Source organism: Catellatospora paridis, assembly GCF_009720365.1.
Lineage (GTDB): Bacteria > Actinomycetota > Actinomycetes > Mycobacteriales > Micromonosporaceae > Catellatospora > Catellatospora paridis.
Map to the genome: position 1 here is coordinate 30,031 of NZ_WBZD01000045.1, position 26,305 is coordinate 56,335.

Here is a 26,305-nt window from a genome sequence, read left to right on the forward strand (position 1 = left end):
CGACCAGACGCCCGGTCGCCGCGGTAGCGGCAGCCGGGCGTCTCGCCTTATGGAGAGAGGAGAGTCGCGATCAGCCGAAGCGGCCGGTGATGTAGTCCTCGGTGCGCTTGTCGGCGGGGTTGGTGAAGATGCGGCCCGTGTCGTTGAACTCGACCAGGCGGCCGTGCCGCACGCCGGCCTCGTCCAGCTCCGCGGTGAAGAACGCGGTGTGGTGGCTGACGCGGGCGGCCTGCTGCATGTTGTGGGTGACGATCACGATGGTGTACGTGCCCGCCAGGTCGTGCATCAGGTCCTCGATCTTGCCGGTGGCGATCGGGTCGAGCGCGGAGCACGGCTCGTCCATGAGGATCACCTCGGGCTTGACGGCGATCGCCCGCGCGATGCAGAGCCGCTGCTGCTGGCCGCCGGACAGGGCCAGGCCACTGGTCTTCAGCTTGCCCTTGACCTCGTCCCACAGGGCCGCGCCGCGCAGCGCCTGCTCGACGCGGTCGTCCATGTTGTCCTTGATCCCGTTGATCTTCAGGCCGTAGGCCACGTTCTCGTAGATGGACTTCGGGAACGGGTTCGGCTTCTGGAAGACCATGCCGATGCGGCGGCGCACCTGGATCGGGTCGACGTCCGGGGCGTACAGGTCCTGGCCGTGGAACGTGATCTTCCCGGCCACCCGGGCGCCCGCCACCAGGTCGTTCATCCGGTTCAGCGAGCGCAGCACGGTGCTCTTGCCGCAGCCCGACGGGCCGATGAGCGCGGTGATCTGGTGCTCGCGGACCGCCATGTTCGTGCCGCGAACGGCCTCGTAGTTGCCGTAGAAGACGCTGACGTTCTCCAGCTGCATCACCGGCGTTGCGGACGCGACGGGCATGGCGGGCACGGCTCCCGGAAGAAGGGTGGACAGGGTGAAGTCGCTGCTCATGGTGGTCATCCTCAACGTTCCTTAATGGCGAAGCGGCTGGAGATCAGGCGGGCCGCGACGGTGAACACGAGCACGATCACCATCAGCGTGAGCGCCGCGCCCCAGGCACGATCCTGTGCCGCCGGGAACGGCTCTCCGGCATTCTTGAAGATCTGCGCGGCCAGGGTGGTGTTGTCCCCCGCCAGGGTCCAGTTGGCCACGAACGTCGTGCCGGCGACCAGCACGACCGGCGCGGTCTCACCCGCGGCACGCGCGATGGCGAGCATCACGCCGCTCACGATGCCGGAGATGGCCGCGGGCAGCACCACGGAGACGGTGGTCTTCCAGCGCCGGGCGCCCAGCGCGGCGCTGGCCTGGCGCAGCTCGTCCGGCACCAGCTTGAGCATCTCCTCGGAGCTGCGGATGATCACCGGGAGCATGAGGCAGCCCAGGGCGAGCGCGGCCGCGAAGCCGGACTGCTCCTTGACCACCAGCACGTACGAGACGTAGATGAACAGACCCATGACGACCGAAGGCACGCCCGTCATGACGTCGGACATGGTCCGGATGAGCCGGGCCAGCGCGTTCTGCTTGCCGTACTCGTTGAGGTAGATCGAGCCGAGCACGCCGAGCGGGATCGCCATGGCGGCCGCGGCACCGGTGATCAGCAGGGTTCCCGCGATGGCGGGGCCCATGCCGCCGCCGGCCCGGCGGGCCGAGTTGGGGATGTCCTCGATGAGGAAGTCCCAGTCGAGGACGGCCATGCCCCGGCTGGTCACGTGGTAGATGACCAGGCCCAGCGGGATGAGCGCGATCAGCAGCGCAAGCCCCATGAGCGACTTGCTGAAGCCGTCGGTCAGCCGTCGGCGCAGCGGCAGCGCGGAGCGGCGCAGATCCGCCGGCACCGGAGCGGCCGCCGCGGGACGGGTAGCAGTGGTGCTGGTCATGCCGAGGCTCCCCTCATCCGGATCTCCGCCCGGCGTACGACGAATCGGGCGACCAGGTTGACCAGCACCGTGATGACGAACAGCACCACGCCCATGCCGATCAGGGCGGCGGTGAACTCACCGGTGGACTCGCCCCACTGGTCGACGATGATGGCCGGCAGCGCGTAGCCGCTCTCGAAGAGGTTCGCGGTGATCTGCACCGAGCTGCCGATGACCAGGGCGACCGCGATGGTCTCGCCCATCGCGCGGCCGAGGCCGAGGATCACCGCGCCGACCACGCCGCCGAAGCTGTGCGGCAGCACCGCACCCTTGATCATTTCCCAGCGGGTGGCGCCGAGCGCCCAGGCCGCCTGCTTGTCGGAGTCGGGCACCGTGGCGAAGACCTCGCGGGCGATCGACGTGATGATCGGGACGATCATGATGGCGAGGATCAGGCCCGCGGTCATGAAGGTGCGACCGCTGCTGCGCGGCTCGCCGAACAGCGACCCGAGCACCGGCACACCGCCCAGCACATCGTGCAGCCACTGGTAGACCGGCACCACGGCGGGCGCGACGACGAGGATTCCCCAGAGGCCGAAGACGACCGAAGGCACCGCGGCCAGCAGGTCGATGAGGGTGACGATCGCCGAGCGGATGCGGCGCGGCGCCAGCTCGGTCAGGAAGAGCGCGATGCCGATCGAGACCGGGACCGCGACGACCACGGCGATCGTGGAGACGACCAGCGTGCCGTAGAGGAAGGCCAGGGTGCCGTAGACCGGCTTGCCCGGGCCGTCGCCGTCGGGGTCGTTGGGGATCCAGGTCGAGCTGGTGAAGAACTCGGCGGAGAAGGCCGGGTAGGCCTGCTTCACCATGGTGATCAGGATCAACGCCAGGATCACCAGCACCGCGAAGCCCGCGGAAACGCACAAGGCCCAGAAGAGCCGGTCGGCGTGTCTGCCGCGGTCCTTCCGGGTCAGCTGAGCGGATTTGTCTACGACTGTCATCTCTACTCCGAGGGGTGGCCTGGCGAGGCCGGTGCGGTGAGTCCGGGAGGACCCACCGCACCGGGGGTGGTGCTCAGGTCAGATCAGCTTCAGCTGACCTTGTCCAGCTGGGCGAGCGCCTTGGCCTGCAGCTCCGTCGGCAGGACCGCGTAGTTCACCTCGGCGGCGATGGCCTTGCCGTCGTTCAGCAGGTACTTGACGAAGGCCTTGACCAGCTCGGCCTTCTTCGGGTCGTCGTACTTCGGCTTGACCAGCAGGTAGGTCGGCGCGGTGATCGGGTACGAGGTCGCACCGGCCGCGTTCAGCGGGTTGAAGGTCAGGTCTTCCTTGACCTCGGCACCGGCGAGCGCCGCAGTGGCACCCTCCAGCGTCGGGAGCACGAACTGACCGTCCTTGTTCTTGATCGCGGCGAACGGCAGACCGGAGTCCTTCGCGTCGCTCAGGTCGACGTAGCCGATACCGCCGTCAGCGGCCTTGATCAGCTGCGCCACACCGGTGTTCTTGGCACCGGCCTGGGTGTCGGCCGGCCACGCGACGGTGTCGCCGCTGCCCAGCTTCCAGTCGCTGGGCGCAGCGGCGGCCAGGTACTTGGTGAAGTTGTTGGTGGTGCCCGAGCCGTCCGAGCGGTGCGCCACGGAGATGGCGGTGGCCGGCAGGGTCACGCCCGGGTTGTCGGCGGCGATCTCCGGCGCGTTCCAGGTCTTGATGGTGCGCTGGAAGATCTTGGCCAGGGTGACCGGGCTCAGCTGCAGCTTGTCGACACCCTTGAGGTTGTACGACACGGTGATCGGCGCGGCGACGGTCGGGATGTAGAGGTAGGAACCGGCGGGAACGCCGTCGGTGTCCTTGACCGTGCTGTCCGTGCCGGCGAAGTCGACCAGGCCGGAGCCGTACTCCTTCTTGCCGGCGCCCGAACCGATCGAGTTGTAGGTCACCTTGAAGTTCGGGGCGGCATCCTTCAGGGAGAGGATGACCTCCTGGTAGTAGGTGTTCGGGAAGCTCGCACCCGACGCCTTCAGTTCACCAGTGATGGAGGCCAGACCGCCGGCGTCGGCGCTGGCGGAGGGGTCGGTGCCCGGGTCGCCCTTCGAGGAGCAACCAGCAAGAGCAAGCGCCGCGACCGCGACGCCTGCAAAGACGCGCCGAGAGAGCACGTTACGGTTCACTTCAGGGGTGCCTTCCTAGTCAGGGATAACAGACCGTCACCGGCCTGACCCCGACATTGCACGGCTGAGGTAGCCGGTTCTCCCGTCTCAGGTGAACGCAGGGTGAACAGGCAAAACAGGACCGGTGACTGCTCCCTCAGCAAGATGTGGCCGGGAAGTGAACGCGATCACACCGCGCCGTCGAGGTCGGCCAGCGACAGCTCGCCGACCGAGGCCACCGTCGCCACCAGCGCGAGGCTGCCGTCACGTACGTCCCACACCAGCACCCGCTGGTTCACCCCGGGCGTGGCGCCCGACCCGCCCGCGCAGCGCAGCAGCACCCGCCGCCGGTCCAGCCAGCCGAGCAGCGTCACGGCGCCGGTCACGTCGGCGTCGGCCGCCAGCATCCGCCGCACCCCGGCCGCGGCGGGATCCAGCACGACCACCGCCGCCCCGGGCCGCCAGTCCGGCCGCACGGGCAGCCCCGTCGGCTCGCACATCCGCGCGACCAGGTCTCCGCCCACGACCGCGAACCCGGGGCCGACGAACTGACCCAGCCGCCCCGCGCTAGGCCCGGTCACCGCGACCGTGCCCTCGCTGTGGTTGCGCCCGTCGAACTCCCAGCTGCGCACCCGCGGCGGCGCCGTGATCGGGTCCCCGGCCGAGAGCAGCTCCAGCACCGTCGACGGCACGTCGGCACCGGCCGCGCGGCGGGGCGCGACCGCGTCGCGTCCCCCCACGGGCACCGCCAGCAGCCGGCCGGTGGTGACCTCGAGCAGCTGGTCGACCGCGACCAGCAGGTGCCGCGGCCCGAGCCAGACGACGACGGGCGACTGCGGCACGACGTCGTACCGCCGCGCCCGGCCGGTGGCCGACTCGACCACCCACAGCTCGTCCGCCGTGACCACCGCCGTACGTGTGCCGTCCGGGGCCAGCGCTCCCGGCGACAGCAGCGCGGCGGCCTCCGCCGGGAGCTTGTCGACCCTGCGCCAGCCGCCGTCCTCGCCCAGCACCAGTAGCGGGCCGGTGGCGGCCGCACCCGTGGCGGCGTCGAGCACGGCGAGCGCCCGCGGCGTCGGCCGTGCGCTCAGGGTGGGCAGCCGCGCCGGATCACCGGGCGCGAGCTCTCGCGGCAGCTTCGCCACCAGCGCCACGGGCAGCGCGAGCTGCCGCGCCACCGGTGGCACCTCGTCCACCCCGTCCAGCCCGGCCGGGCCGGTGGGCAGGGCGGGCAGCGGCCGCAGGCCCTCCTCGCCCCCGGCGGTGAACGCCCTGATCCCGGTCGCGCCCAGCGCCGCCGCACCGATGGCGCCGGCGATCAGCAACCGGCGGCGGGTGGTGGCCCGGCCGCGCCGCCACAGCGCGGCCGCCTCCTCCTCGGCGGTCGGCGGCAGCGCGCGGCCGGGGCGGCGGGCAGGTGGAATGCGGTCCAGGTCCAGCCGGACGCGATGCTGCGGCATGGCGTCGGCGACCTCCCGCCCGAAAAGCCGCAGCAGGAGCCGGTCGGCGGCCGCACCGGGCGGGGCGTGGTGCTCCGCGTCGTTGCCGCGCATCCGCGACCAGCGCATCGCGACCAGGCCGAGCAGTTCCCGGGCCAGCGCGGCGGCCTGCGCGTCGTCGCCGGTGAGCTGCCGGGCGGCGTGCTCCAGCGGCGGCAGGCGGCGGGCCACCCAGTCGGTGAAGTCGGCGGGAGCAGCGGCCGGGCTCGCCGGCTCCCGCTGCGACAGCACGTCGGGCGGCTCCTGCTCCATCACGCTCCGCCTTCCGCCGCCGTCACCCGCGCATCCCTTAGATGGTGATGGATCTCACAGGATTGCGGAAGAGGTCGTTCAGGTGCGCTGGAAGAGCACGTCCGTGGACCACCGGGCGAAGCCCAGTCGCTGGTAGAGGGCGGTCGCGGCGGTGTTGGACTCGTCGACGTACAGCATCACCTGGTCGAGCCCCTGTGCCCGCAGGTGGCGCAGCCCCGCCGCGGTCAGCGCGCGGCCCAGGCCGGAACCGTGCGCGGCCGGGTCGACACCGAGCACGTACACCTCGCCGATCGGGTCGTGGTGGTGCGCGTCTTCGGCGTCGCGGCGCAGCTCACCGTGCACCTTGGTCCAGTGGAACCCGGCCAGCACGCCGTCGCGCTCGGCCAGCAGGAAACCCGCCGGGTCGAACCACGGCTCGGCCATCCGCACGTGCAGGTCGCGCAGGGTCCACCGGCCCTGCTCCGGGTGGTCGGCGAAGGCGCGGGCGTTGAGCGCCAGCCAGGGTTCGTCGTCCTCGCCCGGCCGGAACGGGCGCAGCACCACGCCCGTGGGCAGGTCGGGCTGCGGCACCTCGGCGAACAGCGAGCGCCGCATCTGCCACAGCACCCGGGCCCGGCGGAAGCCCAGCGACAGCGCCAGCGCGCTCGCCGACGGGTGGTCGCCGTGCGCCCAGAGCCGCAGCCGGCCGGCCGGATCGGCCTCGGCGGCCGCCTCGATGGCCGCCTTCACCAGGGCCCGGCCCAGGCCGTGGCGGCGGCGCAGCGGATGCACGACCAGCTCCGCGGCGGGCCCGTCCACGGCGTCGGTGGTGTCGACATGGGCGTAGCCGGCGAGTTCGCCGTCGGGGGTGCGGGCGATGAGGTGCACCGCGGGAACGTCGCCGCCGTGCCGCAGGTGCAGCACCGTGTGCTCGGACAGCGGGTACGCGCCGTCGGTGTCCCCCGCCGCGCGTGCCAGTTCGACCACTGCGGATACGTCGTCCGGCGTGAGCCGGTCGCGCCGCTCGGCATACCCGATCATGGCGTCAGCGTAGCCGGAGTCGATGAAATCGCTTCGCGTCGCACTGTGAAACGAGTCGCGCCCGTGGCGGCTGCCACGGGCGCGAATGTCGAAAACCGGTCGGGTCAGGCAGCGGGCAGGTCGGCGAGCAGCTGCTCGGCGGCGTCGCTGAGCGAGTCGCGTTCGGCCAGCTGCGGGCGCGACGACGGGAGCACGAACTTGTAGCCGACCTGGCGCACGGTGCCGATCATGGCTTCGTACTCGGAGCCGAGCTTGGCGCGCAGGCGCCGCACGTGCACGTCCACGGTGCGGGTGCCGCCGAAGTAGTCGTAGCCCCACACCTCGCGCAGCAGCTGGTCGCGGGTGAACACCCGGCCCGGGTGCTGGGCCAGGAACTTCAGCAGCTCGAACTCCTTGTAGGTGAGGTCGAGCGGGCGTCCCTTGAGCTTCGCCGCGTACGTGTCGGGGTCGATGGTCAGCTCGCCGCCGCGGATGAGGCCGCCGGCGGCGGCGGTCGCGGAGTTGAGGCGGCCGACGGCCAGGCGCAGCCGCGCCTCGACCTCGGCGGGACCGGCCGCGGCGAGGATGACGTCGTCGACGCCCCAGTCCGCGTTGATCGCGACCAGGCCGGCCTCGGTGACCACCGCGATCAGCGGCACGCCGATGCCGGTCGCGTGCAGCATCCGGCAGGTGGCCCGGGCCTCGGAGAGTTCGGTACGCGCGTCGACCAGGACCGCGTCGGGGCTGGGGGCCGACACCAGGGTGCGCACGTCGCGGGGAGCGGTGCGCACGGTGTGCGGGAGCAGGTCGAGCGCGGGGAGCACGGCGGAAGGTTCACCGGCACGTGCGGTCACCAGGAGCAGGATTTCCACGGATCGCCTCCGTCCTCGCGGCAAAGGGCCGCGCGAGCAGCACATGGGGGGCGTGGCTGGCCTCACGTCGGTCCCGGCGTCGCTGACGGGCGGGTAAAGCATGAGCATAGTCGAGTACATAAGAAATACCAGGACCTCATGCGTTTGTCACTCACCGCCCGTGATCGCGAGGCAATGTTTCGGTCATCTTTCGCGCGTGTTTCGTGCGCCGCGCCCACGTCCGGAAGGTTCCCACCCCGGTGAGGTGCGCTCTTGGGGGGTGAGGTGGCACGATCGTTGCGTGCTCGGTTCCCCTCCCGACGACAGCGTCCGTAATCGCAGGTCATCCGGCCCCCAGTTCGACGGGCCGCACCGGCCCGGCCCTGGCCCGGCCGGCCGTGGCCCTGCGCCCGTTCCCGTGCCCGCGAGCCGCGGCGCGGCCGAACGCGGCGCCGAGCCCGGCCCGCGTTCCCGGCGCGACGAGGCGGTGAAGAGCAAGGACCGGCGGCGCGCCCGCGGCGGCGACGAACCCGAGCCCGAGGGCGAGGACGGCCCCCCGGTCGAGATCGTCCCGGTGCGGCGGCTGCTGTCGGCGGCCGTGGCCGGCTTCGCGCTGCTGCTCGGTGTCGGCCTGGTGATGGGCGCGCAGACCGCCGGCGTGGGCACGGGCCGCATCCCGTACGCCGTGGTGATCCTCGGCGCCCAGCTGCTCTACGTCTTCGCCACCACCATGGCCATCCGCCCGCCCGGGGTGAAGGTCGTCGCCGTCGTCGGCGTGGTGGCGGCGATCAGCGCCGACGTCGTCGCGATCACGAGCGACGTGGCCTCGGTGGGCCCGCTCGGCCTCATCGCGGCGGGTGGCCTGGTCGCGGGCGCGGTCGGCCAGATGGTGCGCTACGAGGGCCGGGTGCGCGTCTCCGAGTCGCTCGGCTCGACGGTGGTCATCGTGCTCGGCGTGGTCTCGTTCGCCACGCTCATTGTTTTGACCCGCCTCCCGGCGGGCACACAGGCCATTGTGGTCTGTCTCATCGCCAGCGGCATCGCCTTGAGCGTCGCCCGGCTCACCGACGTCTTCGCGCCGTATCCGCGCCTGGCCGACCAGGTCCCGCGCGGCTCGGCGGGCATCGTGATCGGCGCGATGCTCGGCACCGGCGTGGCCGCCGTCATCGGCCGCTACCTCGTGCCGTTCACGCCCAGCCAGGCAGCGATCATCGGCATGGCCGCGGCCGGTGCCGCCGTGCTCGCCGACCTCACCATCGGCTTCGCCGAAGCGGGGCGGGAACTGGCCGGCGAGGCGCCGACGATGTGGCTGGCCCGGCACATGCAGGGCCCGCTGGCCGGCTTCGCGCTGGCCGCGCCGGTCGCCTACGTGATCAGCGTGTTCTTCCTGGTGCCCGCATGAGGAAGTTCCTCACGGTCACCGCGGTGGTGCTCGTCGCCCTGGGGTTGCTGGTCGCGGTCGCCGACCGGGTCGGCGCGCACTACGCGGAACGTGAGATCGCCGCGCGGGTCTCCGCGCGGATGCAGGAGCAGGGCATCACCTCGACCCCACCCGAGGTGGAGATCCAGGGCTTCCCCTTCCTGACCCAGGTCGCGGCCGGTCGGTACACCCAGATCGACATCACCATGCGCGACCTCAAGGGCGGCACACTGCCCCTGCCGCTGCTCAGCGTGGCGGCGCAGGACGTCGAGGCGCCGCTGTCACAGCTCATGGACGGCACCGCGCGGCCGGTCGCGGCCCGGGTCGACGGCACCGCCACCGTGTCGTACGCCAGCCTGGTCGAGGCCAGCGGCCTGACCGGGATCACCCTGAGCTCGGCCGGGCCGGACACGGTCCGGGTCAGCGGCAAGGTGCCGATCATCGGAGAGGTCACCGGCACCGCCGAGGTCACCGTCGTGGACGGCGGCCGGGTGCGGCTGCGCGCCACCTCGCTCAAGGGCGCCGCCGGCTCGGTCAGCCAGGCGATCATCGACGCCTACAAGGACCGCCTCGCGGTCACGTTGTCCCTGCCCAAGCTGCCGTTCAACCTCGAACTGAAGGACGTTCAGACGGAGTCCTCCGGCCTGGTCGTGGCGTTCACCGCCAAGGACGTCGAGCTGGCCTGACGGTCGAGTGGATCATCGTCCGCACTCCCGGATGGTGATCCACCGTTCCCGGATGGTGGACGACACATTCCCGAAATCAGAGCGCTGCTGGTAGGGTCACGAACTATGAGTCCGCTGCTTACCAAGCGGCGCGCGGTCGACCTGTGCCGCGTGGCCACGTGCCTGTGTTGCCCCGTCCTCTGACGGCGGCACAGTTTGCGCACCTCGATCGCGCTTCCGCGATCGTTTAGCAGCTCTGTCAACTGACTCGCATCGCCCGCTCATCGCTGAGCCGGCCGCCCCCGCAAGTCAGCCAGCCGCCGTCGCCCTGTACCCGGTGAACCCCCTGTGGACCCGTACGCGGCGACGTTTTTCTTTCTCCCGCTCGCGCTCCCGGTGGCGTCACCAGCACCAGACGTTCATCCATCCAGCCACATCTCAAGGGAGAACTCCATGAGTCGCGAATCCGCCCTCGTCTCGGCCGACTGGGCCGAGAAGAACATCGCCGCACCCGGCGTCGTGTTCGTCGAGGTCGACGAGGACACCACCGCCTACGACGGTGGCCACATCGCCGGCGCGATCAAGCTGGACTGGCGCACCGACCTGCAGGACCCGGTGCGCCGTGACTTCGTGAACAAGGAGCAGTTCGAGGCGCTGCTGTCGTCGCGGGGCATCGGCAACGACGACACCGTCGTGCTGTACGGCGGCAACAACAACTGGTTCGCCGCGTACGCCTACTGGTACTTCAAGCTCTACGGCCACGGCGACGTGAAGCTGCTCGACGGTGGCCGCAAGAAGTGGGAGCTCGACGCCCGCCCGCTGTCCAAGGACGCGGTCGAGCGCCCCGCCACCCAGTACGTCGCCCAGGAGCAGGACCTGTCCATCCGCGCCTTCCGCGACGACGTGGTCAAGGCGATCGGCGTGCAGAACCTGGTCGACGTGCGCTCGCCCGACGAGTACGCGGGCCGCCTGCTCGCCCCCGCCCACCTGCCGCAGGAGCAGGCGCAGCGGGCCGGCCACATCCCGACCGCCATCAGCGTGCCGTGGTCCAAGGCCGCGAACGAGGACGGCACCTTCAAGTCCGACAGCGAGCTGGCCGAGCTGTACGCGGCCGCGGGCATCGACGACAGCAAGGACACCATCGCGTACTGCCGCATCGGCGAGCGCTCCTCGCACACCTGGTTCGTGCTGCAGGAGATCCTCGGTAAGGCGAACGTGAAGAACTACGACGGATCCTGGACCGAGTACGGCTCGCTGGTCGGCGTGCCGGTGGCACTGGGCGACGAGCCCGGGAAGGCGTGATCACCATGACCGCACAGACTGCTTCCACTGTCGCGGCCGGTTGCGCCGCGCCCGACCAGGCCGCCCCGCTGCCGCTCAGCGTCGACCTGGAGAAGGAGACCGTCATCACCGGCACCGTGCAGGCCGCCGGCGGTGACCCGGTCGCGGGGGCGTACGTGCGCCTGCTCGACCGCAGCGGCGAGTTCACCGCCGAGGTCGTGACCTCGCCGGCGGGCCAGTTCCGCTTCTTCGCCGCGCCCGGCACCTGGCAGCTGCGCGCCCTGTCCCGCTTCGGCAACGGCGACGCCACCGTCACCGCCGACCGCGGCGTCAACGAGGTCTCCCTCGCCGTCGCCTAGCTTCGTAAAGAAGGGCACCTTCTTGACGCATTGCGTTAAGAAGGTGCCCTTCTTTACGCCCGGTGCCGGGTGGGCAGGGTTTCGGACCGCGGCACCGCACCCTGCCCACCGCGACACGCCCGGCGGCACGCGCGTGGCAGCATGAACGCGTGACCATCGACGCGCCCGCACCCGAGGCCGCCCCGCAGCCTCAGCCGACGCCGCCTGCCCGCCGGTACCTGTGGCCCGCCCTCGTCGCCGCCTGGGCCGTGCTGCTGGTCGGCTTGGCCGTCTGGTCCGCCCGCAACGACCCGCCGTCGCTGCGCGACCAGACCACCGCCGCCTCGGCCAAGGCCACCATCGAAGAGATCGTCGGGCAGGTCACGGCCCGCGTCCCGGCCGGCGCGACGATCCAGGACAAGGGGTACGCCGAGAAGGCCTGCAGCCTGTCCGCCGCCCGCGACGGCGTCTCACTCGTCCGCACGCTGACCGTCTCCGGCCCCGTGGGCGACGAGTCCGGCACGATCGTCTCGCTCGCCGCGGCGCTCCCCGATGCCGTCACCCGCCCCGCCGACGGCCCCAAGGAGGGCTTCTACTTCGACGCGGGCAACTACGTGGCAGTACGCGGCAAGGTCACCGGCGAGGGCACCGTGACCGTCGACCTCAGCTCCGGCTGCCGCGTCCCCTGAGCCCGGCCACGCCACGCCTCCGTCGGGGCGGGGTCAGTAGACGAGGGCCTGGGTGGAATCGGAGAGGGCTTCTTCGACGAAGACGGCGGCGCCGGCTATGCGGATGCCGGGGATGACGTCGTCGGGGGTGATCTCGCGACGGGCGGCGCACTGGGTGCACAGGGTGACGGTGCCGGCGGCGAGGATCGCGTCGAGCAGGTCGGGCAGTGGCGCGGAGTGCGGGAGGTCGAACTCGGCGGCGCGGCCGGGCAGGGCGAACCAGCTGGCCTCGCCGGTCAGCCACAGGGACACCTGGGCGCCGGCCGCCACGGCGGTCGCCGCCACGGTGAACGCCTGCGCGCACCGCTCCGGCGCGTCGGCTCCGGCGGTCGTCTTCACGATGAGTTTGCGTGCCACGTCCGACAGCTTATGCACGCGTGCCGGGCGCGCCTCATAGGATCTACCCGTGGTCACCGAGATCGGGTTCGTCAGCCTGCTGGTCGCCGGATTCGGCGCGCTCGCCGGCGGCCTGGCCTACGTGGCCGTCAAAATCTCGCGCGGCCGCTGGTGAGAGTGCCTGCCCGCATGCGGGCGGGCGGAGCCGCGCCGGTGCGACACCGGTGCGGCGGGCCAGCGTCGGCGAGTTCCCCAGGCACGAACGAAGAGGGTTGAAACGGTGAGTACTGAAGAGAATCCGCTGCAGCCGCCGCCGTGGCTGAACGCGCCGCCGGTCGACCCGTACCCGTACGAGGAGACCCACGACCTGCGCAGCGGACCGGACCTGCACGGCGACCTGCTGGACCTGCTGCCCTTCGTCGGGGTGTGGCGGGGCCGCGGCCGGGGCGGCTACCCGTCCATCGAGGACTTCGACTACGCGCAGGAGATCCGGATCAGCCACGACGGCCGGCCGTTCCTGTTCTACGAGTCGAAGGCGTGGATCCTCGACGCAGAGTCCAAGCCGGTGCGCCCCGGCGGCCGCGAGGTCGGCTGGTGGCGTCCGGCGGGCAAGGACGGCGACGAGCTCGAGGCCATCATGACCAACCCGACCGGGATCATGGAGCTCTACCTCGGCAAGGTCGAGGTGAACCCGCCCCGGATCGAGATGGTCACCGACTTCGTGGCGCGCACGTCCACCGCCAAGGAGGTCACCGCCGGGCACCGGCTCTACGGCATCGTCGAGGGCGCGCTGCTGTACGCCCAGGACATGGCCGCGGTCGGCGAGGGCCTGACGCCGCACCTGAGCGCGCGCCTGATCCGCGTCGGCGGCTGAACCGCAATTTGCGGAGCCCGCTGCTGTGACGAACGGAGCCCGCTCCGCGGCCTTAACCGGTCGTCCATCCTGCGCTGCGCTCCGGATGGACACCGGGCGGCCGCTCCGACGGGCTCCTTAACCGGTGTAGCTTCGGGTCGTGACTGATCAGATTCGTTGGGGCGTTCTCGCCACGGGCGGGATCGCCGCACGCTTCGCACGCGAGCTGGGCCAGGTGCCCGGCACCGAACTGGCGGCCGTGGGCTCGCGGACAGCGTCGTCCGCGCAGGCCTTCGCCGCCGAGCACGGCGCGGCGCGCAGCCACGGCTCCTGGGAGGCGCTTGCCGCCGACCCGGACGTGGACATCATCTACATCGCGACCCCGCACTCCCACCACCACGCGGCGGCCTCGCTGTGCCTGCGGGCCGGCAAGCCGCTGCTGGTGGAGAAGGCCTTCACGCTGGACCTCGCGTCGGCCCAGGACCTCGTCACCCTCGCCCGGGAACGCGAGCTGTTCCTGATGGAGGCGTTCTGGACGCGCACCCTGCCGTCGACGCTGAAGATCCAGGAGCTGATCGCGGACGGCGCGCTCGGCGAGGTGGTCGCGGTGCAGGCCGCCTTCGGCATCGGGCTGGACCCGGAGCCGTCGCACCGGCTGCGCAACCCGGAGCTGGGCGGCGGCGCGCTGCTGGACCTGGGTGTCTACCCGATCGGCTTCGCGCAGCTGCTGCTCGGCGAGCCGGACCAGGTCCGGGCGTGGGCGCAGCTGTTCCCCGAGGGCACCGACGCCCGCACCAGCATCTCCCTGGGCTTCCCGTCGGGCGCCGTGGCGTCGCTCTACTGCGGCATCAACGGCGACGTGCGCAACGCGACCATCGTCGGCACGCAGGGCCGGATCGAACTGCCGTGGGGCTTCCACGCGGCGGAGCGCTTCGTCCTGCACCGCCACGGCGCCGACCCGGAGGAGTTCGAGACGGCCCCCTCCGGCCTGCACTTCGAGGCGGCTGAGGCGACCCGCTGCCTACGCGAGGGCAAACTCGAATCCGACCTGGTCCCCCTCTCCTCGACCCTGTCCGTAATGCGCACCATGGACGCCGTCCGCGCCCAGATCGGCGTCACCTACTGACAGACCAAAGCGACGATCTTGCGCGTACGGCGGGTACGACACGCCCTTTCCGGGCGGATCGGCAACCGTTCGCGCAAGATCGTCGCGATCTTGTCCGAGGGACCGTCAGAAGATGGGGCGGACCAGGACGTAGGTGATGAGGGCGGCGATGGCGGCGCCGGGGAAGGTGAGGACCCAGGCGGTCATGATGTTGCCGGCGACGCCCCAGCGGACCGCGGAGAACTTCTTCGTGGCGCCGACGCCCATGATCGCTGACGTGATGGTGTGCGTCGTCGAGATCGGCAGGCCGTAGGCGGCCGCGGTGAACAGCACGCTGCTGGCCACGGTCTCGGCGGCGAAGCCGGCCATCGGGTCCAGGTGGATCACCCGGCGGCCGAGCGTACGGATGATGCGCCAGCCGCCCGCGTACGTGCCCAGCGCCAGCACCGTCGCCGAGGTCCAGAACACCCACTCCGGGATGGTCTCGTTCGAGCTCTGGAACCCGCCGGTGTAGAGCGCCAGCACGATGATGCCCATGGTCTTCGCGGCGTCCTGCATGCCGTGGCCGACCGACATCGCGATCGCCGACAGCGACTGCATGAACCGGAAGAACCGGTTGAGCGGCGTCGGCTGCAGCAGCCGCCCCGACTTGCGCTTGGACAGCCACTTGGCCAGCAGGTACACCGCCCACAGCAGGAACAGCATGAACGCCGCGCCCAGGATGAAGCCGGTGGCCGGCGACACGATCATCGGGAGGACGACCTTCTCCAGGATGCCGCCCCAGAGCACCTCGCCCTGCACGCCGAACGCGAGCGCGGCCAGCATCGCGCCGACCAGCCCGCCGATCAGCGCGTGCGAGGACGACGAGGGAATGCCGTAATACCAGGTCAGCAGGTTCCAGGCGATGGCGCCGACGACGCCCGCGAACACGATGCCCAGCCCGACCTCGCCCTCCGGGGGCGTGATGATGCCGCTGCCGACGGTCTTGGCCACCTGGGCGCCGAAGTGCGCGCCGACGAAGTTGCCGAGCGCGGCGATGATCAGCGCGATCCGCGGGGTGAGGGCCCGGGTCGAGACGCTGGTGGCGATGGCGTTCGCGGCGTCGTGGAAGCCGTTGGTGTAGTCGAACACCATGGCCGCGATGATGACCGCGAGCACCGGGATGAGGAGTTCGTTCACGTCGCGCTCCCGCCGCGGGTGCCGGCGATGAGGCCGCGCATCAGGACTCCTTGACGGCGATGGTCTCGACGGTGTTCGCCACGTGCTCGAAGGCGTCGCAGGCGGCCTCCAGCTCGTCGGCGACCTCCTTCATCTTCAGCACGGTCAGCGCGTCGTACTCGCCGCTGAACAGCCGGACCAGCAGCATGCGGTAGGTGCGGTCGCCGTCGTTCTCCAGGCGGTTGCACTCGACCCAGTAGTCCTTGAGGCCCTTCATCTGCTTGAGCCGCGGCATGGCCAGGGCGGTGACCTTGGCCTGCTGGTCCAGGATGTCGATCAACTCGATCATCTCGCGCGGCAGCGCCGGGAGCTTGGTCAGGCCGTACAGGTAGACCAGGTTGCCCACGGCCTCCAGGTGGTCCATGACGTCGTCGAGGCCGGAGCCGAGGCGGTAGATGTCCTCGCGGTCGAACGGCGTGATGAACGTGGAGTTGATCTTGTTGTACAGCTCGTGCGTGATCTGGTCGCTGTCGTGCTCGACGTCGGCCAGCCGCTCGCTGACCGACTGCACGTCAGCGCCGGGCAGCGCCAGCTCGGAGAGCAGCTCCGTGCCTCGCACCAGGTTCTGGGCGGCACGGGAGAACATCTCGTAGAAGGCGCCCTCTTGGGGGCGGAGTGAAAACTTCACCGCAAGCACCTTTGGTTTGGTGGTGTCATCCGGACGGTCTAGTCGGGGGAATGCTAAGCACTGTTACCCGGCCTTTAAGACCCGGTCACCTAGCGGCTTCTGCCCTTCATGGCCCGTTCACCTGCTGTTCACCTTGGCCGTGCTGCCCGTTTCCTCACGTTCCAACCTCTTCGTCTCGGCTTTGGGGTCGAAGCCGGCCGGCGGATAGCTCAGATCCAGGCGTTTCATGGCATCGAGGATGAGGTGCGCCACTGCCCAGTCGCGGTACCACTTCCGGTCCGCCGGGACCACATGCCAGGGGGCGTGATCAGTCCCACACCGCCGGAGGACGTCCTGATAAGCCTGCTGGTACGCGGGCCAGTAGGCGCGGTTGTCGACGTCGTCCGGGTTGTACTTCCAGTACTTCGTCGGGTCGCGCAGGCGCTCCAGCAGGCGGCGGCGCTGCTCGTCGTACGAGATGTGCAGCATCACCTTGACCAGCGAGAACCCGCTGTCGACAAGCTCACGTTCGAAGGTGTTGATCATCTCGTAGCGGGGTTTCCACACCCGCGGCGACGCCAGCTCGCGCACCCGCACCACGAGCACATCCTCGTAGTGCGAGCGGTTGAAGATGCCGAGGTATCCCGGCAGCGGCAGCGCCCGGCGGATCCGCCACAGGAAGTCGTGGCGGCGCTCCTCCGCCGTCGGCGGCCCGAACGCGGTGATCCGCAGACCCTCCGGGTTCATCGTGCCGGCCACCTTCTTGACCGTGCCGTCCTTGCCCCCGCAGTCCATCGCCTGCAGCACCAGCAGCACCCGGCGCTGGTCGGCCGGGTTGCACTTGGCGTTGGCGAACAGCATCTCCTGCTGCCGCGCCAGCTCCTGCCCCAGCATCACCAGCTCGGCCCGCGCCCACCCCTTCGGATCCCGCCGGACCGCCTTGCGATCGGGCAGTCCCGGCGTCCCCGCCGGATCGATCGCGCCGAGATCCACCCCCGACCCGATCCGCAGCAATTCGGACACGTCCGCCACATTCCGATCATTGCGCACAACCCGCCCCCTCGCCGGTCATCCCCAACTTCCGGCCCACCGCCTACCCCGTTGATCATGAACTTATGGCACGGGTCGACGGCGTTTCGTGACCACAACTTCATGGTCAAACCAGGACGACGGATCAGTTGTCGATCATGAAGTTGTGCCCGCGACACACCGGTGAGCCGTGCCATAAGTTCATGATCAACGCTGCGCGGGGGGGGTGTCAGGGGGAGACGTGGGCGAGCCAGCGGTGGAAGTGGGTGGTGAAGGGTTCCTGGTTGGTGCGGACGGCTTCGAGGAGCCACTGGGCAGCGGCGCGGGCCTGCTTGACGACCTCGTCGGGGTAGTTGAACTTGGCCTGGTGGGCGGCGAACTCGTCCTCGTCGACCAGCTGCACCTCGCCGGTCAGGCGGATCTTGCGTACGTCCAGGTCGAGGTCGGTGACGGTGACGGTGTCGTCGTTCCAGGTGGCGGGGGTGGTGATGTCGCAGTAGAGGGAGGTGTTGCGGGGGGCGGCGTTGAACATGGCGGTCCACCAGCCGGTGTGCGGGACGAGGACCACGCCGGGGATCTCGTACACCTTGCCGGTGTCGCTCACCGTGCCGCTCGGGATGCCCAGCCACGTGCCGTGCTCGTCGCGGCCGAGCAGGGTGGCCGGGAAGGCCCGGTGCGCACTCCCGTCGAACTTGCGGATCTCCACCCGTACGACGCCCATCCGACTACCTCGTTTCACGGCGGTGGCGTACACCCTCGCACCACCGCGCAACGATGCGGGGGTGACGCGGGTCGCGCCCACAATGCGCCATAGTCCCAAATCCGGCGGCGCGGTGGAAGACCGTCGGTGCCAGCCGGTACGGTCAGTCGGTGCCGCCGAAGAAGAAGCGAACACGTGACCACAGCGCCCTCGACCTGCTCGAGGCCGCTGTCGGCGCGGTGCCCGGCGGCTCGGCCCGGCCCGGCCAGCAGGCCATGACCGCGGCCATCAGCACCGCCATCGAGTCCGGCGACCACCTGCTGGTGCAGGCCGGCACCGGCACCGGCAAGTCGCTGGCCTACCTCGCCCCGGCGCTGACCGTCGACGGGCCTGTCGTCATCTCGACGGCCACGCTGGCGCTGCAGTCGCAGCTGGTCGAGAAGGACCTGCCCCGCATCGGCAGGGCGATCTCCCCGCTGCTCGGTCGCGAGCCGACGTTCGCCCTGCTCAAGGGCCGTCACCACTACGTGTGCCTGGCGAAGCTGGAGCACTCCGACGAGCAGGATCCCCAGGACTCGCTGTTCGACGCGGGCACCAGCGGCAGCGGGGTGAAGTGGCTCGGCGAGTCGGGCAAACTCGGCAAGCAGATCGAGCGCATCCGCGACTGGGCGATGGACAGCGACACCGGCGACCGCGACGAGCTGGACCCGGGTGTCGACGACACGGCCTGGCGCATGGTGTCGACCCCCGCGCGCGAGTGCGTCGGCGCGGCCCGGTGCCCATACGGGCCGGAGTGCTTCGCGGAGCTGTCGCGGGCCCGTGCCCGCGAGGCCGACGTGGTGGTCACCAACCACTCGCTGTTGTCGGTCGACATGATGGCCGGGCGGCACATCGTGCCCGAGCACAAACTCCTGATCATCGACGAGGCCCACGAGCTGGCCGACCGGGTCTCCAGCGCCGCCCAGGCCGAGCTGACCCCCGACGCCGTCGATCGCACCGCCCGCGCCGCCCGCCCATACGTGGAGGGCGAGGAGTACCAGTCCCTGGTCGAGGCCGCCGACGCGCTGACCGTGGGGCTGGCCGAGACCCCGGCCGGGCGGATCACCGGCAAGCTGCCGACCGGCATCGTCGAGGCCTGCACGCTGCTCGACGGGGCGACCCGGCGCGGGCTCTCCCGGATCGGCGAGATCAAGGCCGACGACCCCGACCCGGTGCGCAAGCAGCAGGCCAAGTCGCTGCTCGACGAGGTCTCCAAGACCGCGCAGCGGCTGCTGGAGGACAACGAGCACGACGTCGCCTGGGTGGAGCACGAGCCGCGCCGGGCCCTGGTCGTCGCGCCGCTGTCGGTCGCCGGCCTGCTCGGCGAGAAGCTGTACGAGGACCGCACCGTCATCGCCACCTCGGCCACGCTGACCCTCGGCGGCAACTTCGACACCCTCGCCCGCTCGCTGGGCCTGCCGGTGAGCCCCAAGACCGCCGCCAAGCCCGGCGCGCCGGCGGAGTCGGCCTCCGGGCCGGGCTGGAAGTCGCTCGACGTCGGGTCCCCGTTCGACTATCCGAAGCAGGGCATCCTCTACGTCGCCGCGCACCTGCCCCGGCCCGCCGCGTCGGGCCTGCCGGACGCGACCGGGGCGGAGCTGCTGGCGCTGGTCGAGGCGCTCGGCGGGCGTACCCTCGGGCTCTTCTCCTCCCGCAAGGCCGCGCAGCAGGCCGCGGAGCTGCTGCGGGCCAAGACGAACCTGACCGTGCTGCTGCAGGGCGACGAGGCGCTGCCGATCCTGGTCCGCAAGTTCCGCGAGGACCGCAACAGCTGCCTGCTCGGCGTCATGTCGCTGTGGCAGGGCGTGGACGTGCCGGGTGACGCCTGCCAGCTGGTCGTCATCGACCGGCTGCCGTTCCCGCGCCCGGACGAGCCACTGGCCTCGGCCCGCTCGGCGGCGGTCGACGAGGGCGGCGGCTCGGGCTTCGCCGCGGTGAGCGTGCCCATCGCGGCGATCCGGCTGGCCCAGGGCGTGGGCCGCCTGATCCGCTCCACCTCGGACAAGGGCGTGGTCGCGGTCCTCGACTCCCGCCTGGAGACGGCCCGCGGCTACGGCGCCTTCCTCCGCGCCAGCCTCCCGCCCTTCTGGTACACCACCAAGCAGGAGATCGTCCTCAAATCCCTGAAACGCCTCAGCGAGAGCTGACCCGCGCCGCCGGCAGGTGTGTCCGGCAGGAGCCGAGCCGGAGACGGCCCGTCAGCAGTCGCAGCCGCAGCAGTCGCAGTCGCAGTGTTTGGCGCACTTGCAGCAGTCGCAGACGTCGCAGCAGTTGCCGCAGTCCCCGCAGCCGGCGCACCAGCCCTCGTGGGGCAGGCCGCTCCACGGGCCCGGGTAGGGGTCGCGGCAGCAGACCTGGCAGGTGCAGCACATCCAGCTCGCGACGGCGCAGCCGAACAGCGGGCCACGGGTGGCCGGCGGCATCTCCACCTGCGGCCACCAGCACGAGCCGCTGCCCGGCGGCTTCGGGGTCTTCGGCCGGCGGCCCTTCTTACCGGGCTGGACGACCGGCGGGTAGTAGTCCGGGTCCGCGCCCGCGAAGGTGCGCTCGATGGCGTGCTCGACCTCGTGCACCAGCAGCCGGTGCACCAGCTTCCGATCGGTGAAGGCGACCTCGTCCAGGGCCAGCCGGATGCCCGCCGCGGCATCCCGGGCCAGCACCCCGGCCTGCCCGAACGAAGCCCCGGTGGCCAGCAGCGGGTTCCACGCCCCGGCGGCCCGGTCGGCGGCGAGGTCCTCGACCGCGTCGAGCAGGTGCGCGATCCGGCCGAAGAAGCGGCCCGCCTCGGCCAGCGGCTCGACGTTGCCGGGCCGGCCCGCCAGCACCGCGGTGTGCGCGAACGCGGCCGCGGTGGCGAGCTCGGTGGGCTCGGTGACGGTGAGCAGCGACCCGCCCGCCGTGACGGCCCGCTCGACCTCCCGCTGGCCGTGCACGGCGGCCAGCAGCACCCCGGTGTCCAGGCCGAGGTCCAGCCCGGACCGGTGGGCGCGGGCCGCCCAGCGCCGCGCGACCAGGCGGGCGCCTGCGGCGACCGGGCGGCGGGCGTACGCGCCGTCGCCGTCGGCGGCGTGGTCGGACAGCTTCGCCGAGGCCAGCACGAGGGAGACCGTCGCGGCCAGCCGCGCCCCGACGCCCTCGGCCACGGAGGCGGTTCGCATGCCGCGCAGCGGGCAAGGGCCCGCGGTGCGCCGCCGGACGGTCGCCGACTGCGCCTGGGTCAGCGCGGAGATGATCAAGCCGTCGTAGTTGGTGACGATGCGGGCCGCCTGGCCGTGCTCGTCACGCAGCGCCAGGCACAGCCCGCACAGGTGGCCGAGCCATTCGCCGTGCAGCCGCTCGGACAGGCTGTGCGCGCAGGGTCTGATGATGCCGAACACGCGCGGCAGCCTAGGCCACGCTGTCACGCCCCGCCCGGCTTGTGTCGCCGTGCCGACCGTCTCCGCGGGCTGCCGGCCGCCTGCGGCGGCTGAGATCGCCCGGAGTCAGCCGAGCGTCAGAGGTACAGGCCGGTGGCGTCGGGCTCCACCCGCGAGGCCGCGACGGCGTGCACGTCCCGTTCGCGCAGCAGCACGTACGCCTCGCCGTGCAGTTCCACCTCGGAGCGCTCGTCCGGATCGAACAGCACCCGGTCACCGACCTGGATCGCGCGCACGTGCGGGCCGACGCCGACGGCGGTCGCCCAGGACAGCCGCGTCCCGACCGAGGCGGTGGCCGGGATCACCAGGCCCGCGGACGAGCGCCGCTCCCCCTCGGCCGCGTCCTGCTTGACCAGCACCCGGTCGTGCAGCAGGCGGATCGGCAGGCCGGTCTCGGCGGTGGCTGGATTGAGTGTCACGCCGGTCAGGGTACTTCCCCGATGGCGCGGTGGTCGCAGGCGACTAACGTGGTGACGTTGCCTGTCCCGGGAGGACACCAGTGGGTCGTTTGGACAACTTCAAGGCGAATGTGCGGCGTGCCTACGAGGCGAGCCGTGCCAGCGCCCGCGCCAAGCGCGAGCAGGAGGACCGCGAGCGCCGGGAGGCCGACCAGCCGCTGCCCGAGCCGGCCGCGCCCGAACTGCAGCACCACTCCACGGCCAGCCGCGACGACGTCGACGTGCCGTACGGGCTGCGCATCGGCGCGGCCTGGGCGTGGCGCATCATCGTGCTCGGCTTCATGCTCGTCTACCTGCTGCAGTTCCTCGGGAAGATCAGCATCGTCATCGTGCCGGTGCTGATCGCCATGCTGCTGGCCGCGCTGCTGGCGCCCGCCGTGCGCTGGCTGAACCACATCCGGGTGCACCGGTCGCTGGCCACCGCGATCGTGGTGCTGGTCGGGCTGGCCGCGGTCGCCGGCACGCTGACCATGGTGATCAACCAGTTCGTCAACGGGCTGCCCGACCTGACCAAGAACGCGGCGGAGGGCGTGCAGCAGATCCAGACCTGGCTCAAGAACGGCCCGCTGCACCTGACCGACGCGCAGATGGGCAGCGCGATCGACTCGGTCACCAAGTCCATCACGACGAACAAGGAAGCCCTGACCACCGGCGCGATCACCACCGCGACGACCGTGTTCGAGGTGCTCAGCGGCCTGTTCCTGGTGATCTTCACGCTCTTCTTCTTCCTGCGCGACGGCCGCGTCATCTGGCGCTTCCTGCTGCGCCTGGTGCCGGGTCAGGCCCGCGAGCCGCTCGACCGGGCCGGGGTCGCCGCGTGGGCCTCGCTGGGGGCGTACGTGCGGGCCACCGTGCTGGTCGCGTTCATCGACGCGCTCGGCATCGGCATCGCGCTGGCCGCGCTGCGGGTGCCGTTCGCGCTGCCGCTGGCCGCGCTGGTGTTCCTCGGCGCGTTCATCCCGATCGTCGGTGCCACCCTGTCGGGCGCGGTCGCGGTGCTGGTCGCCCTGGTCACCAACGGCCCGCTGACGGCGCTGCTGGTGCTGGCCGCGGTCATCGCCATCCAGCAGATCGAGGGCCACCTGCTCCAGCCGCTGATCATGGGCCGGGCGGTCGCCATCCATCCGCTCGCCGTGATCCTCGGCATCGCCGCGGGCGTCGTGCTGGCCGGGATCGTGGGTGCGCTGATCGCCGTGCCGCTGATCGCGGTCCTGAACACCGCGATCCGGCAGCTGGCCGGACGCCCGCAGCCGGAACCTGACTCGGTGATCGTCAAAGCGCCGCCCGCGTCCGCCGTCTGAGACATGAGACGAAAGGGCTCCGCCGGGTTTCCCCGGCGGAGCCCTTTCTCGTCGTGGCAGCGGCGTCAGACCGCCTGCGGCGGGTAGTACGGCTGCGGCGGGTACGGGTACCCCGGCATCGGCGGGTACGCCGCCGGGTACGCGGGCGCGGGCGGGGGCAGCAGCACCGGCACCGGCACCACCGGCTCGGCGGGCATGGGCACCGTGCGGGTCACCCCGTCCGGGAACGTCATCCGGTATGCCGCGCCGTCGAAGAAGGCCGGCGGCACCTGCGGGTCGCGCCCCACGAACACCGCCCGCGTGGCGTTCAGCACCTGCAACAGGTCGCGCTCCTCGGCGATGCTGCGGTCCCGGTCGGCCGGGTTCTCGTCGAGACCGCGGTTCATGCCGTCGCGCACCAGCGCGAGCCGGGTGGCCGCGAACTGGAACTCCTTCATGGCCTTGCGGCCCGGGTCCCCGGCGACCCGCCGCGCCCAGACCCGGGCGGCGTGCCGGCGGGACAGCGTGCCCATGGCCGCCACCTCGGGCGGGGTGAGCCAGCCCGCCGTGGCGTACGCGGGCAGCACCTGCAACGCCAGCCGGCCCTCGCGGGCCCGCACCCACAGCGCGACACCGATCATCGACAGGAACACCGGCACCATGACCGCGATGTAGCCGTACAGGAAGAAGTAGGGGCTGATCTCGGCCGCCAGCGTGGCCATCAGGTTCCACGAGCCGTGCAGCGTCATCGCCAGCAGCAGCCCGCCCACCGGCGCGCACCAGCGCACCCAGCTGCTGGCCGAGCGCGCGGCGATGCCGATGCCGATGCCGGTCATCGAGGTGAACAGCGGGTGGGCGAACCCGGACATCAAAATGCGGACCAGGAACATGCCGAAGACCAGCTGCGCCCCGGAGTACGGCCCCCACTGCTCGTTGCCCGAGTAGAAGCCGTGCCCGCCCAGGTAGAGGATGTTCTCCACCATCGCGAAGCCGACCCCGGACAGGCCGCAGTAGACGATGCCGTCGGTGATGCCGGACAGCTCGCGGCGGCGGCGCCACAGGATCCACAGCGGGAACGCCGCCTTGCCCAGCTCCTCGATGAACGGCGCGACGACCGTGGCCACCACCGCGTCCGGCAGGGTCACCACGTTCAGCCAACCGGAGAAGAACGAGTTGACGCCGAGCGCCAGCAGCGTCGCCGGGAACGCGCCCCACAGGAAGCTGATCACCAGCAGTTTCGGCGGCTCCGGCTCGTACCGGTCGAGCCAGAGGAACGCGGCGACCAGCACCGGCACCGGCAGCAGCGCCGCGGACAGGCCGACCGCGAACGCCAGCGGCCCGATCTTCCAGCCCAGGTAGCCGAGCATGCCCAGGGCGGAGCCGCCGACGACGACGATCGCGAGCAGCAGCGGGAGCCAGCGCCGGGGGCGCTTGAGCGGCAGCGACGGCTCGGGCAGACCCGGCGGCAGACCGAGCCCGGCCGTGCCCGTCGCCAAGCCCTGCGCCGGCGCGGCCGCAGCCGGGACCGGCGTGACCGAGCTCGGCGTGATCGGTGCCGGCATGACCGGGGCCGGCACGTCCGGCGTGGACGGCGGCGCGGTCGGTCCGGATGACTCCGGCGCCTGCCACGTGTGTGCCGGTGCGGGCTGCTGCCATTCCGGCAGCGGCGGCCACGGTGCGGCCGGGCCGCCGTCGCGGTTGCCGGGTGCGGTCCCAGGAGTCGGGAGGTCGGACATGGGCGCAGCCTACCTCCGCTATGCTCGGCGAAAGGTCACGAGTGTCAGCCGCTCTCACATTCACCTGCGCAAGCGGGCGGAAGTGTCGAAAGATGGAGCAAAGCCCCGGCTTGCTGACCGGCAACCCTCTGTAGTTCGCGGTGGGGTGCCCCGGGTGATGACCGGGCCCAGCCCGTTGTCGTGCTGGGCAAGCGCGGACCACTGCCCTGCCAGGGGTCCCTGACCCCGGAGGTGCCTCATGACCGCGATCGCCCAACGACCCTGCAGCGTCGTCGAGACGGCCGACATCACGTCCGTACGCGTGACCGAACCCCAGTTGACCGTGCTCGGCGTGCCCGGCCAGATCAACCTCGACTACGCCGCCACCGCGCCCTGCCTGCGCGCCGCCGCCGACGCGGTCACCGCGCTGCTGCCCTGGTACGGCTCCGTGCACCGGGGCGCGGGCGCGCTGTCGCAGCGCTGCACGCTGGAGTACGAACGCGCCCGGCAGACGGTCGGCGACTTCGTCGGCGCGCGCGCCGAGGACCACGTCGTGTTCACCCGCAACACCACCGACGCGCTGAACCTGCTCGCCCACGCGCTGCCCGCGGGCACCACCGTGATCACGTACGCCGGCGAGCACCACGCCAACCTGCTGCCCTGGCCCAACGCGGTGCGCCTGCCGGTGCCAGCCTCGCCCGACGCCGCGGTGCGCTACCTGGCCGCCGCGCTGGCCGAGGTGCGCCGGGGCAACGCCGACGGCCGGATCCTGGTCGCCGTGACCGGTGCCGGCAACGTCACCGGCGAGCTTTGGCCGGCCGCGCAGCTGGCCCTGATCGCGCACCGGTTCGGGGCCCGGATCGTGCTCGACGCCGCGCAGCTCGCCCCGCACGTGCCCGTCGACGTGTCCACGCTGGACGTCGACTACGTGGCGCTGTCGGGACACAAGCTCTACGCCCCGTTCGGTGCGGGCGTGCTCGTCGGCCGGGGCGACTGGCTCGACGAGGCCCAGCCCTATCTGGCGGGCGGCGGGGCGACCAGCGGGGTCGGCGACGCCACCCACGACGTACGGTGGACCACCGGCCCGGCCCGGCATGAGGCCGGCACCCCCAACCTGCTCGGCGCGGTGGCCCTGGCGGCCGTGTGCGCGACCCTCGACGCCGCCGACCGGTACGCGCTGCACGCCGAGGAGCAGCGCCTGCTGGCGAAGCTGCGGGCGGGCCTGGCCGAGCTGCCCGACGTCGCCGAGCTGCGCACCTTCGACGCCGACGCGGCCCGGATCGGCGTGGTGTCGTTCGCGGTGCGCGGCCGCGACTCCGCCGACATCGCCCAGCGGCTGGCCCGCGAGCACCACATCGGGGTGCGCGACGGCCTGTTCTGCGCCCACCCGCTGGCCCGCCGCCTGCTCGGCGAGGCTTCGGTGCGGGCCGGCTGGGACGGCGTGCCGGCGACCGCGCTGCGGGCCAGCATCGGCATCGGCACCACCGACGCCGACGTGGACACGTTCCTCGGCGCGCTGCGCGAGATCGTCTGACGCCCGGAAAGCACC

General features: G+C 71.6%; 27 protein-coding genes and 1 riboswitch. Of the genes, 12 read left to right on the plus strand and 15 right to left on the minus strand.

Annotated features, from left to right (window positions below):
- Window positions 1–70: 70 nt before the first annotated feature.
- The 7 genes from pstB to F9C41_RS39510 form a co-directional block, all read right to left on the minus strand.
- Complete coding sequence (gene pstB, locus F9C41_RS39480; protein ID WP_230690372.1) at window positions 71–862, minus strand: phosphate ABC transporter ATP-binding protein PstB; 792 nt, start codon at window positions 860–862, stop codon at window positions 71–73.
- Window positions 863–924: 62 nt separating this feature from the next.
- Entirely contained in the window at window positions 925–1,839 is a 915-nt protein-coding gene (gene pstA / locus F9C41_RS39485; RefSeq protein ID WP_155391971.1) for a phosphate ABC transporter permease PstA, read from the minus strand.
- Window positions 1,836–2,822 carry a phosphate ABC transporter permease subunit PstC gene (pstC, locus tag F9C41_RS39490; protein ID WP_155391972.1) on the minus strand — a complete coding sequence of 329 codons (987 nt, stop codon included), beginning with the start codon at window positions 2,820–2,822 and terminating at the stop codon, window positions 1,836–1,838. The genes pstA and pstC overlap by 4 nt, the downstream gene beginning before the upstream one ends.
- An 89-nt stretch (window positions 2,823–2,911) precedes the next feature.
- Window positions 2,912–3,976 (minus strand): phosphate ABC transporter substrate-binding protein PstS, encoded by a 1,065-nt coding sequence (gene pstS / locus F9C41_RS39495; protein WP_230690367.1) that lies wholly within the window; start codon window positions 3,974–3,976, stop codon window positions 2,912–2,914.
- A 179-nt stretch (window positions 3,977–4,155) separates the two neighbouring features.
- On the minus strand, window positions 4,156–5,718 hold the full coding sequence (locus tag F9C41_RS39500) for a hypothetical protein (RefSeq protein WP_155391974.1): 1,563 nt from the start codon (window positions 5,716–5,718) through the stop codon (window positions 4,156–4,158).
- A 78-nt stretch (window positions 5,719–5,796) separates the two neighbouring features.
- Window positions 5,797–6,738 (minus strand): mycothiol synthase, encoded by a 942-nt coding sequence (gene mshD, locus F9C41_RS39505; protein ID WP_155391975.1) that lies wholly within the window; start codon window positions 6,736–6,738, stop codon window positions 5,797–5,799.
- Window positions 6,739–6,842: 104 nt separating this feature from the next.
- Window positions 6,843–7,634, minus strand: a complete 792-nt coding sequence (locus F9C41_RS39510; protein ID WP_407924783.1) for a winged helix-turn-helix transcriptional regulator — start codon at window positions 7,632–7,634, stop codon at window positions 6,843–6,845.
- Window positions 7,635–7,986: 352 nt separating this feature from the next.
- Between F9C41_RS39510 and F9C41_RS39515 the strand changes: the two genes are divergently transcribed.
- The 6 genes from F9C41_RS39515 to F9C41_RS39535 all read left to right on the plus strand — a co-directional run bounded on the left by F9C41_RS39515 (window position 7,987) and on the right by F9C41_RS39535 (window position 11,961).
- The gene (locus tag F9C41_RS39515; RefSeq protein ID WP_407924784.1) at window positions 7,987–8,970 is read left to right on the plus strand and encodes a hypothetical protein; all 984 of its coding nucleotides are present in this window, start codon (window positions 7,987–7,989) and stop codon (window positions 8,968–8,970) included.
- On the plus strand, window positions 8,967–9,674 hold the full coding sequence (locus tag F9C41_RS39520; RefSeq protein WP_155391977.1) for an LmeA family phospholipid-binding protein: 708 nt from the start codon (window positions 8,967–8,969) through the stop codon (window positions 9,672–9,674). Before F9C41_RS39515 ends, F9C41_RS39520 begins: the two co-directional genes overlap by 4 nt.
- Before the next feature lie 105 nt (window positions 9,675–9,779).
- Entirely contained in the window at window positions 9,780–9,857 is a 78-nt protein-coding gene (locus F9C41_RS42100) for an Ms5788A family Cys-rich leader peptide (RefSeq protein ID WP_330164811.1), read from the plus strand.
- Window positions 9,858–10,106: 249 nt separating this feature from the next.
- Window positions 10,107–10,955, plus strand: a complete 849-nt coding sequence (locus F9C41_RS39525; RefSeq protein ID WP_155391978.1) for a sulfurtransferase — start codon at window positions 10,107–10,109, stop codon at window positions 10,953–10,955.
- 5 nt (window positions 10,956–10,960) lie between these two features.
- Window positions 10,961–11,293, plus strand: coding sequence for a DUF1416 domain-containing protein (locus tag F9C41_RS39530; protein ID WP_155391979.1), 333 nt, complete (start codon window positions 10,961–10,963; stop codon window positions 11,291–11,293).
- A 149-nt stretch (window positions 11,294–11,442) separates the two neighbouring features.
- Window positions 11,443–11,961, plus strand: a complete 519-nt coding sequence (locus F9C41_RS39535) for a hypothetical protein (RefSeq protein ID WP_155391980.1) — start codon at window positions 11,443–11,445, stop codon at window positions 11,959–11,961.
- A gap of 33 nt (window positions 11,962–11,994) precedes the next feature.
- Here F9C41_RS39535 and F9C41_RS39540 read toward each other — a convergent pair whose 3' ends face one another.
- Complete coding sequence (locus tag F9C41_RS39540) at window positions 11,995–12,366, minus strand: DsrE family protein (RefSeq protein WP_407924785.1); 372 nt, start codon at window positions 12,364–12,366, stop codon at window positions 11,995–11,997.
- Window positions 12,367–12,406: 40 nt separating this feature from the next.
- Between F9C41_RS39540 and mtfM the strand changes: the two genes are divergently transcribed.
- From mtfM to F9C41_RS39550, 3 genes are all read left to right on the plus strand, one after another.
- The gene (mtfM, locus tag F9C41_RS41955) at window positions 12,407–12,511 is read left to right on the plus strand and encodes a small membrane protein MtfM (protein ID WP_269059029.1); all 105 of its coding nucleotides are present in this window, start codon (window positions 12,407–12,409) and stop codon (window positions 12,509–12,511) included.
- A gap of 105 nt (window positions 12,512–12,616) precedes the next feature.
- Entirely contained in the window at window positions 12,617–13,210 is a 594-nt protein-coding gene (locus F9C41_RS39545; RefSeq protein ID WP_196280159.1) for a heme-binding beta-barrel domain-containing protein, read from the plus strand.
- A gap of 139 nt (window positions 13,211–13,349) precedes the next feature.
- On the plus strand, window positions 13,350–14,315 hold the full coding sequence (locus F9C41_RS39550; protein WP_155391982.1) for a Gfo/Idh/MocA family protein: 966 nt from the start codon (window positions 13,350–13,352) through the stop codon (window positions 14,313–14,315).
- 105 nt (window positions 14,316–14,420) lie between these two features.
- On the opposite strand, the gene F9C41_RS39555 is transcribed toward F9C41_RS39550, so the two are convergent.
- The 4 genes from F9C41_RS39555 to F9C41_RS39570 form a co-directional block, all read right to left on the minus strand.
- Window positions 14,421–15,428 (minus strand): inorganic phosphate transporter, encoded by a 1,008-nt coding sequence (locus F9C41_RS39555; protein WP_407924786.1) that lies wholly within the window; start codon window positions 15,426–15,428, stop codon window positions 14,421–14,423.
- Between the two features lie 85 nt (window positions 15,429–15,513).
- Window positions 15,514–16,140 (minus strand): DUF47 domain-containing protein, encoded by a 627-nt coding sequence (locus tag F9C41_RS39560; RefSeq protein WP_155391984.1) that lies wholly within the window; start codon window positions 16,138–16,140, stop codon window positions 15,514–15,516.
- Between the two features lie 117 nt (window positions 16,141–16,257).
- A complete protein-coding gene (locus tag F9C41_RS39565; RefSeq protein ID WP_155391985.1) occupies window positions 16,258–17,151 on the minus strand; it encodes a PPK2 family polyphosphate kinase in 894 nt (297 codons plus the stop codon).
- Window positions 17,152–17,377: 226 nt separating this feature from the next.
- Entirely contained in the window at window positions 17,378–17,869 is a 492-nt protein-coding gene (locus F9C41_RS39570) for a DUF402 domain-containing protein (RefSeq protein WP_155391986.1), read from the minus strand.
- Between the two features lie 254 nt (window positions 17,870–18,123).
- Here F9C41_RS39570 and F9C41_RS39575 point away from each other — a divergent pair, with 254 nt between their 5' ends.
- Window positions 18,124–20,034, plus strand: a complete 1,911-nt coding sequence (locus tag F9C41_RS39575; protein WP_230690373.1) for an ATP-dependent DNA helicase — start codon at window positions 18,124–18,126, stop codon at window positions 20,032–20,034.
- Window positions 20,035–20,085: 51 nt separating this feature from the next.
- Here the strand turns inward: F9C41_RS39575 and F9C41_RS39580 are convergent, their stop codons facing one another.
- Both F9C41_RS39580 and F9C41_RS39585 read right to left on the minus strand, forming a co-directional pair.
- A complete protein-coding gene (locus F9C41_RS39580; RefSeq protein ID WP_155391988.1) occupies window positions 20,086–21,264 on the minus strand; it encodes a DUF5685 family protein in 1,179 nt (392 codons plus the stop codon).
- Between the two features lie 116 nt (window positions 21,265–21,380).
- A complete protein-coding gene (locus F9C41_RS39585; RefSeq protein ID WP_155391989.1) occupies window positions 21,381–21,722 on the minus strand; it encodes a GroES family chaperonin in 342 nt (113 codons plus the stop codon).
- Between the two features lie 80 nt (window positions 21,723–21,802).
- On the opposite strand from F9C41_RS39585, the gene F9C41_RS39590 reads away from it, so the two are divergent.
- Entirely contained in the window at window positions 21,803–23,062 is a 1,260-nt protein-coding gene (locus F9C41_RS39590) for an AI-2E family transporter (RefSeq protein ID WP_155391990.1), read from the plus strand.
- Between the two features lie 65 nt (window positions 23,063–23,127).
- On the opposite strand, the gene F9C41_RS39595 is transcribed toward F9C41_RS39590, so the two are convergent.
- Window positions 23,128–24,777, minus strand: coding sequence for a PrsW family intramembrane metalloprotease (locus F9C41_RS39595; RefSeq protein ID WP_230690369.1), 1,650 nt, complete (start codon window positions 24,775–24,777; stop codon window positions 23,128–23,130).
- Between the two features lie 83 nt (window positions 24,778–24,860).
- A riboswitch (SAM riboswitch) is annotated at window positions 24,861–24,977 on the plus strand.
- Window positions 24,978–25,015: 38 nt separating this feature from the next.
- Between F9C41_RS39595 and F9C41_RS39600 the strand changes: the two genes are divergently transcribed.
- Window positions 25,016–26,290 (plus strand): aminotransferase class V-fold PLP-dependent enzyme, encoded by a 1,275-nt coding sequence (locus tag F9C41_RS39600; RefSeq protein WP_155391991.1) that lies wholly within the window; start codon window positions 25,016–25,018, stop codon window positions 26,288–26,290.
- Window positions 26,291–26,305 lie beyond the last annotated feature (15 nt).

Bases quoted from the DNA above. Each gene is read 5' to 3' on its own strand.
- F9C41_RS39520 (WP_155391977.1), top strand. From the start codon at position 8,967: ATGAGGAAGTTCCTCACGGTCACCGCGGTGGTGCTCGTCGCCCTGGGG.
- pstC (WP_155391972.1), bottom strand. From the start codon at position 2,822: ATGACAGTCGTAGACAAATCCGCTCAGCTGACCCGGAAGGACCGCGGC.
- F9C41_RS39530 (WP_155391979.1), top strand. From the start codon at position 10,961: ATGACCGCACAGACTGCTTCCACTGTCGCGGCCGGTTGCGCCGCGCCC.
- F9C41_RS42100 (WP_330164811.1), top strand. From the start codon at position 9,780: ATGAGTCCGCTGCTTACCAAGCGGCGCGCGGTCGACCTGTGCCGCGTG.
- F9C41_RS39570 (WP_155391986.1), bottom strand. From the start codon at position 17,869: ATGGGCGTCGTACGGGTGGAGATCCGCAAGTTCGACGGGAGTGCGCAC.
- F9C41_RS39525 (WP_155391978.1), top strand. From the start codon at position 10,107: ATGAGTCGCGAATCCGCCCTCGTCTCGGCCGACTGGGCCGAGAAGAAC.
- pstA (WP_155391971.1), bottom strand. From the start codon at position 1,839: ATGACCAGCACCACTGCTACCCGTCCCGCGGCGGCCGCTCCGGTGCCG.
- F9C41_RS39600 (WP_155391991.1), top strand. From the start codon at position 25,016: ATGACCGCGATCGCCCAACGACCCTGCAGCGTCGTCGAGACGGCCGAC.
- F9C41_RS39575 (WP_230690373.1), top strand. From the start codon at position 18,124: ATGACCGCGGCCATCAGCACCGCCATCGAGTCCGGCGACCACCTGCTG.
- F9C41_RS39500 (WP_155391974.1), bottom strand. From the start codon at position 5,718: ATGGAGCAGGAGCCGCCCGACGTGCTGTCGCAGCGGGAGCCGGCGAGC.
- pstB (WP_230690372.1), bottom strand. From the start codon at position 862: ATGCCCGTCGCGTCCGCAACGCCGGTGATGCAGCTGGAGAACGTCAGC.
- F9C41_RS39555 (WP_407924786.1), bottom strand. From the start codon at position 15,428: ATGGTGTTCGACTACACCAACGGCTTCCACGACGCCGCGAACGCCATC.
- mshD (WP_155391975.1), bottom strand. From the start codon at position 6,738: ATGATCGGGTATGCCGAGCGGCGCGACCGGCTCACGCCGGACGACGTA.
- F9C41_RS39595 (WP_230690369.1), bottom strand. From the start codon at position 24,777: ATGTCCGACCTCCCGACTCCTGGGACCGCACCCGGCAACCGCGACGGC.
- F9C41_RS39510 (WP_407924783.1), bottom strand. From the start codon at position 7,634: ATGTGCTGCTCGCGCGGCCCTTTGCCGCGAGGACGGAGGCGATCCGTG.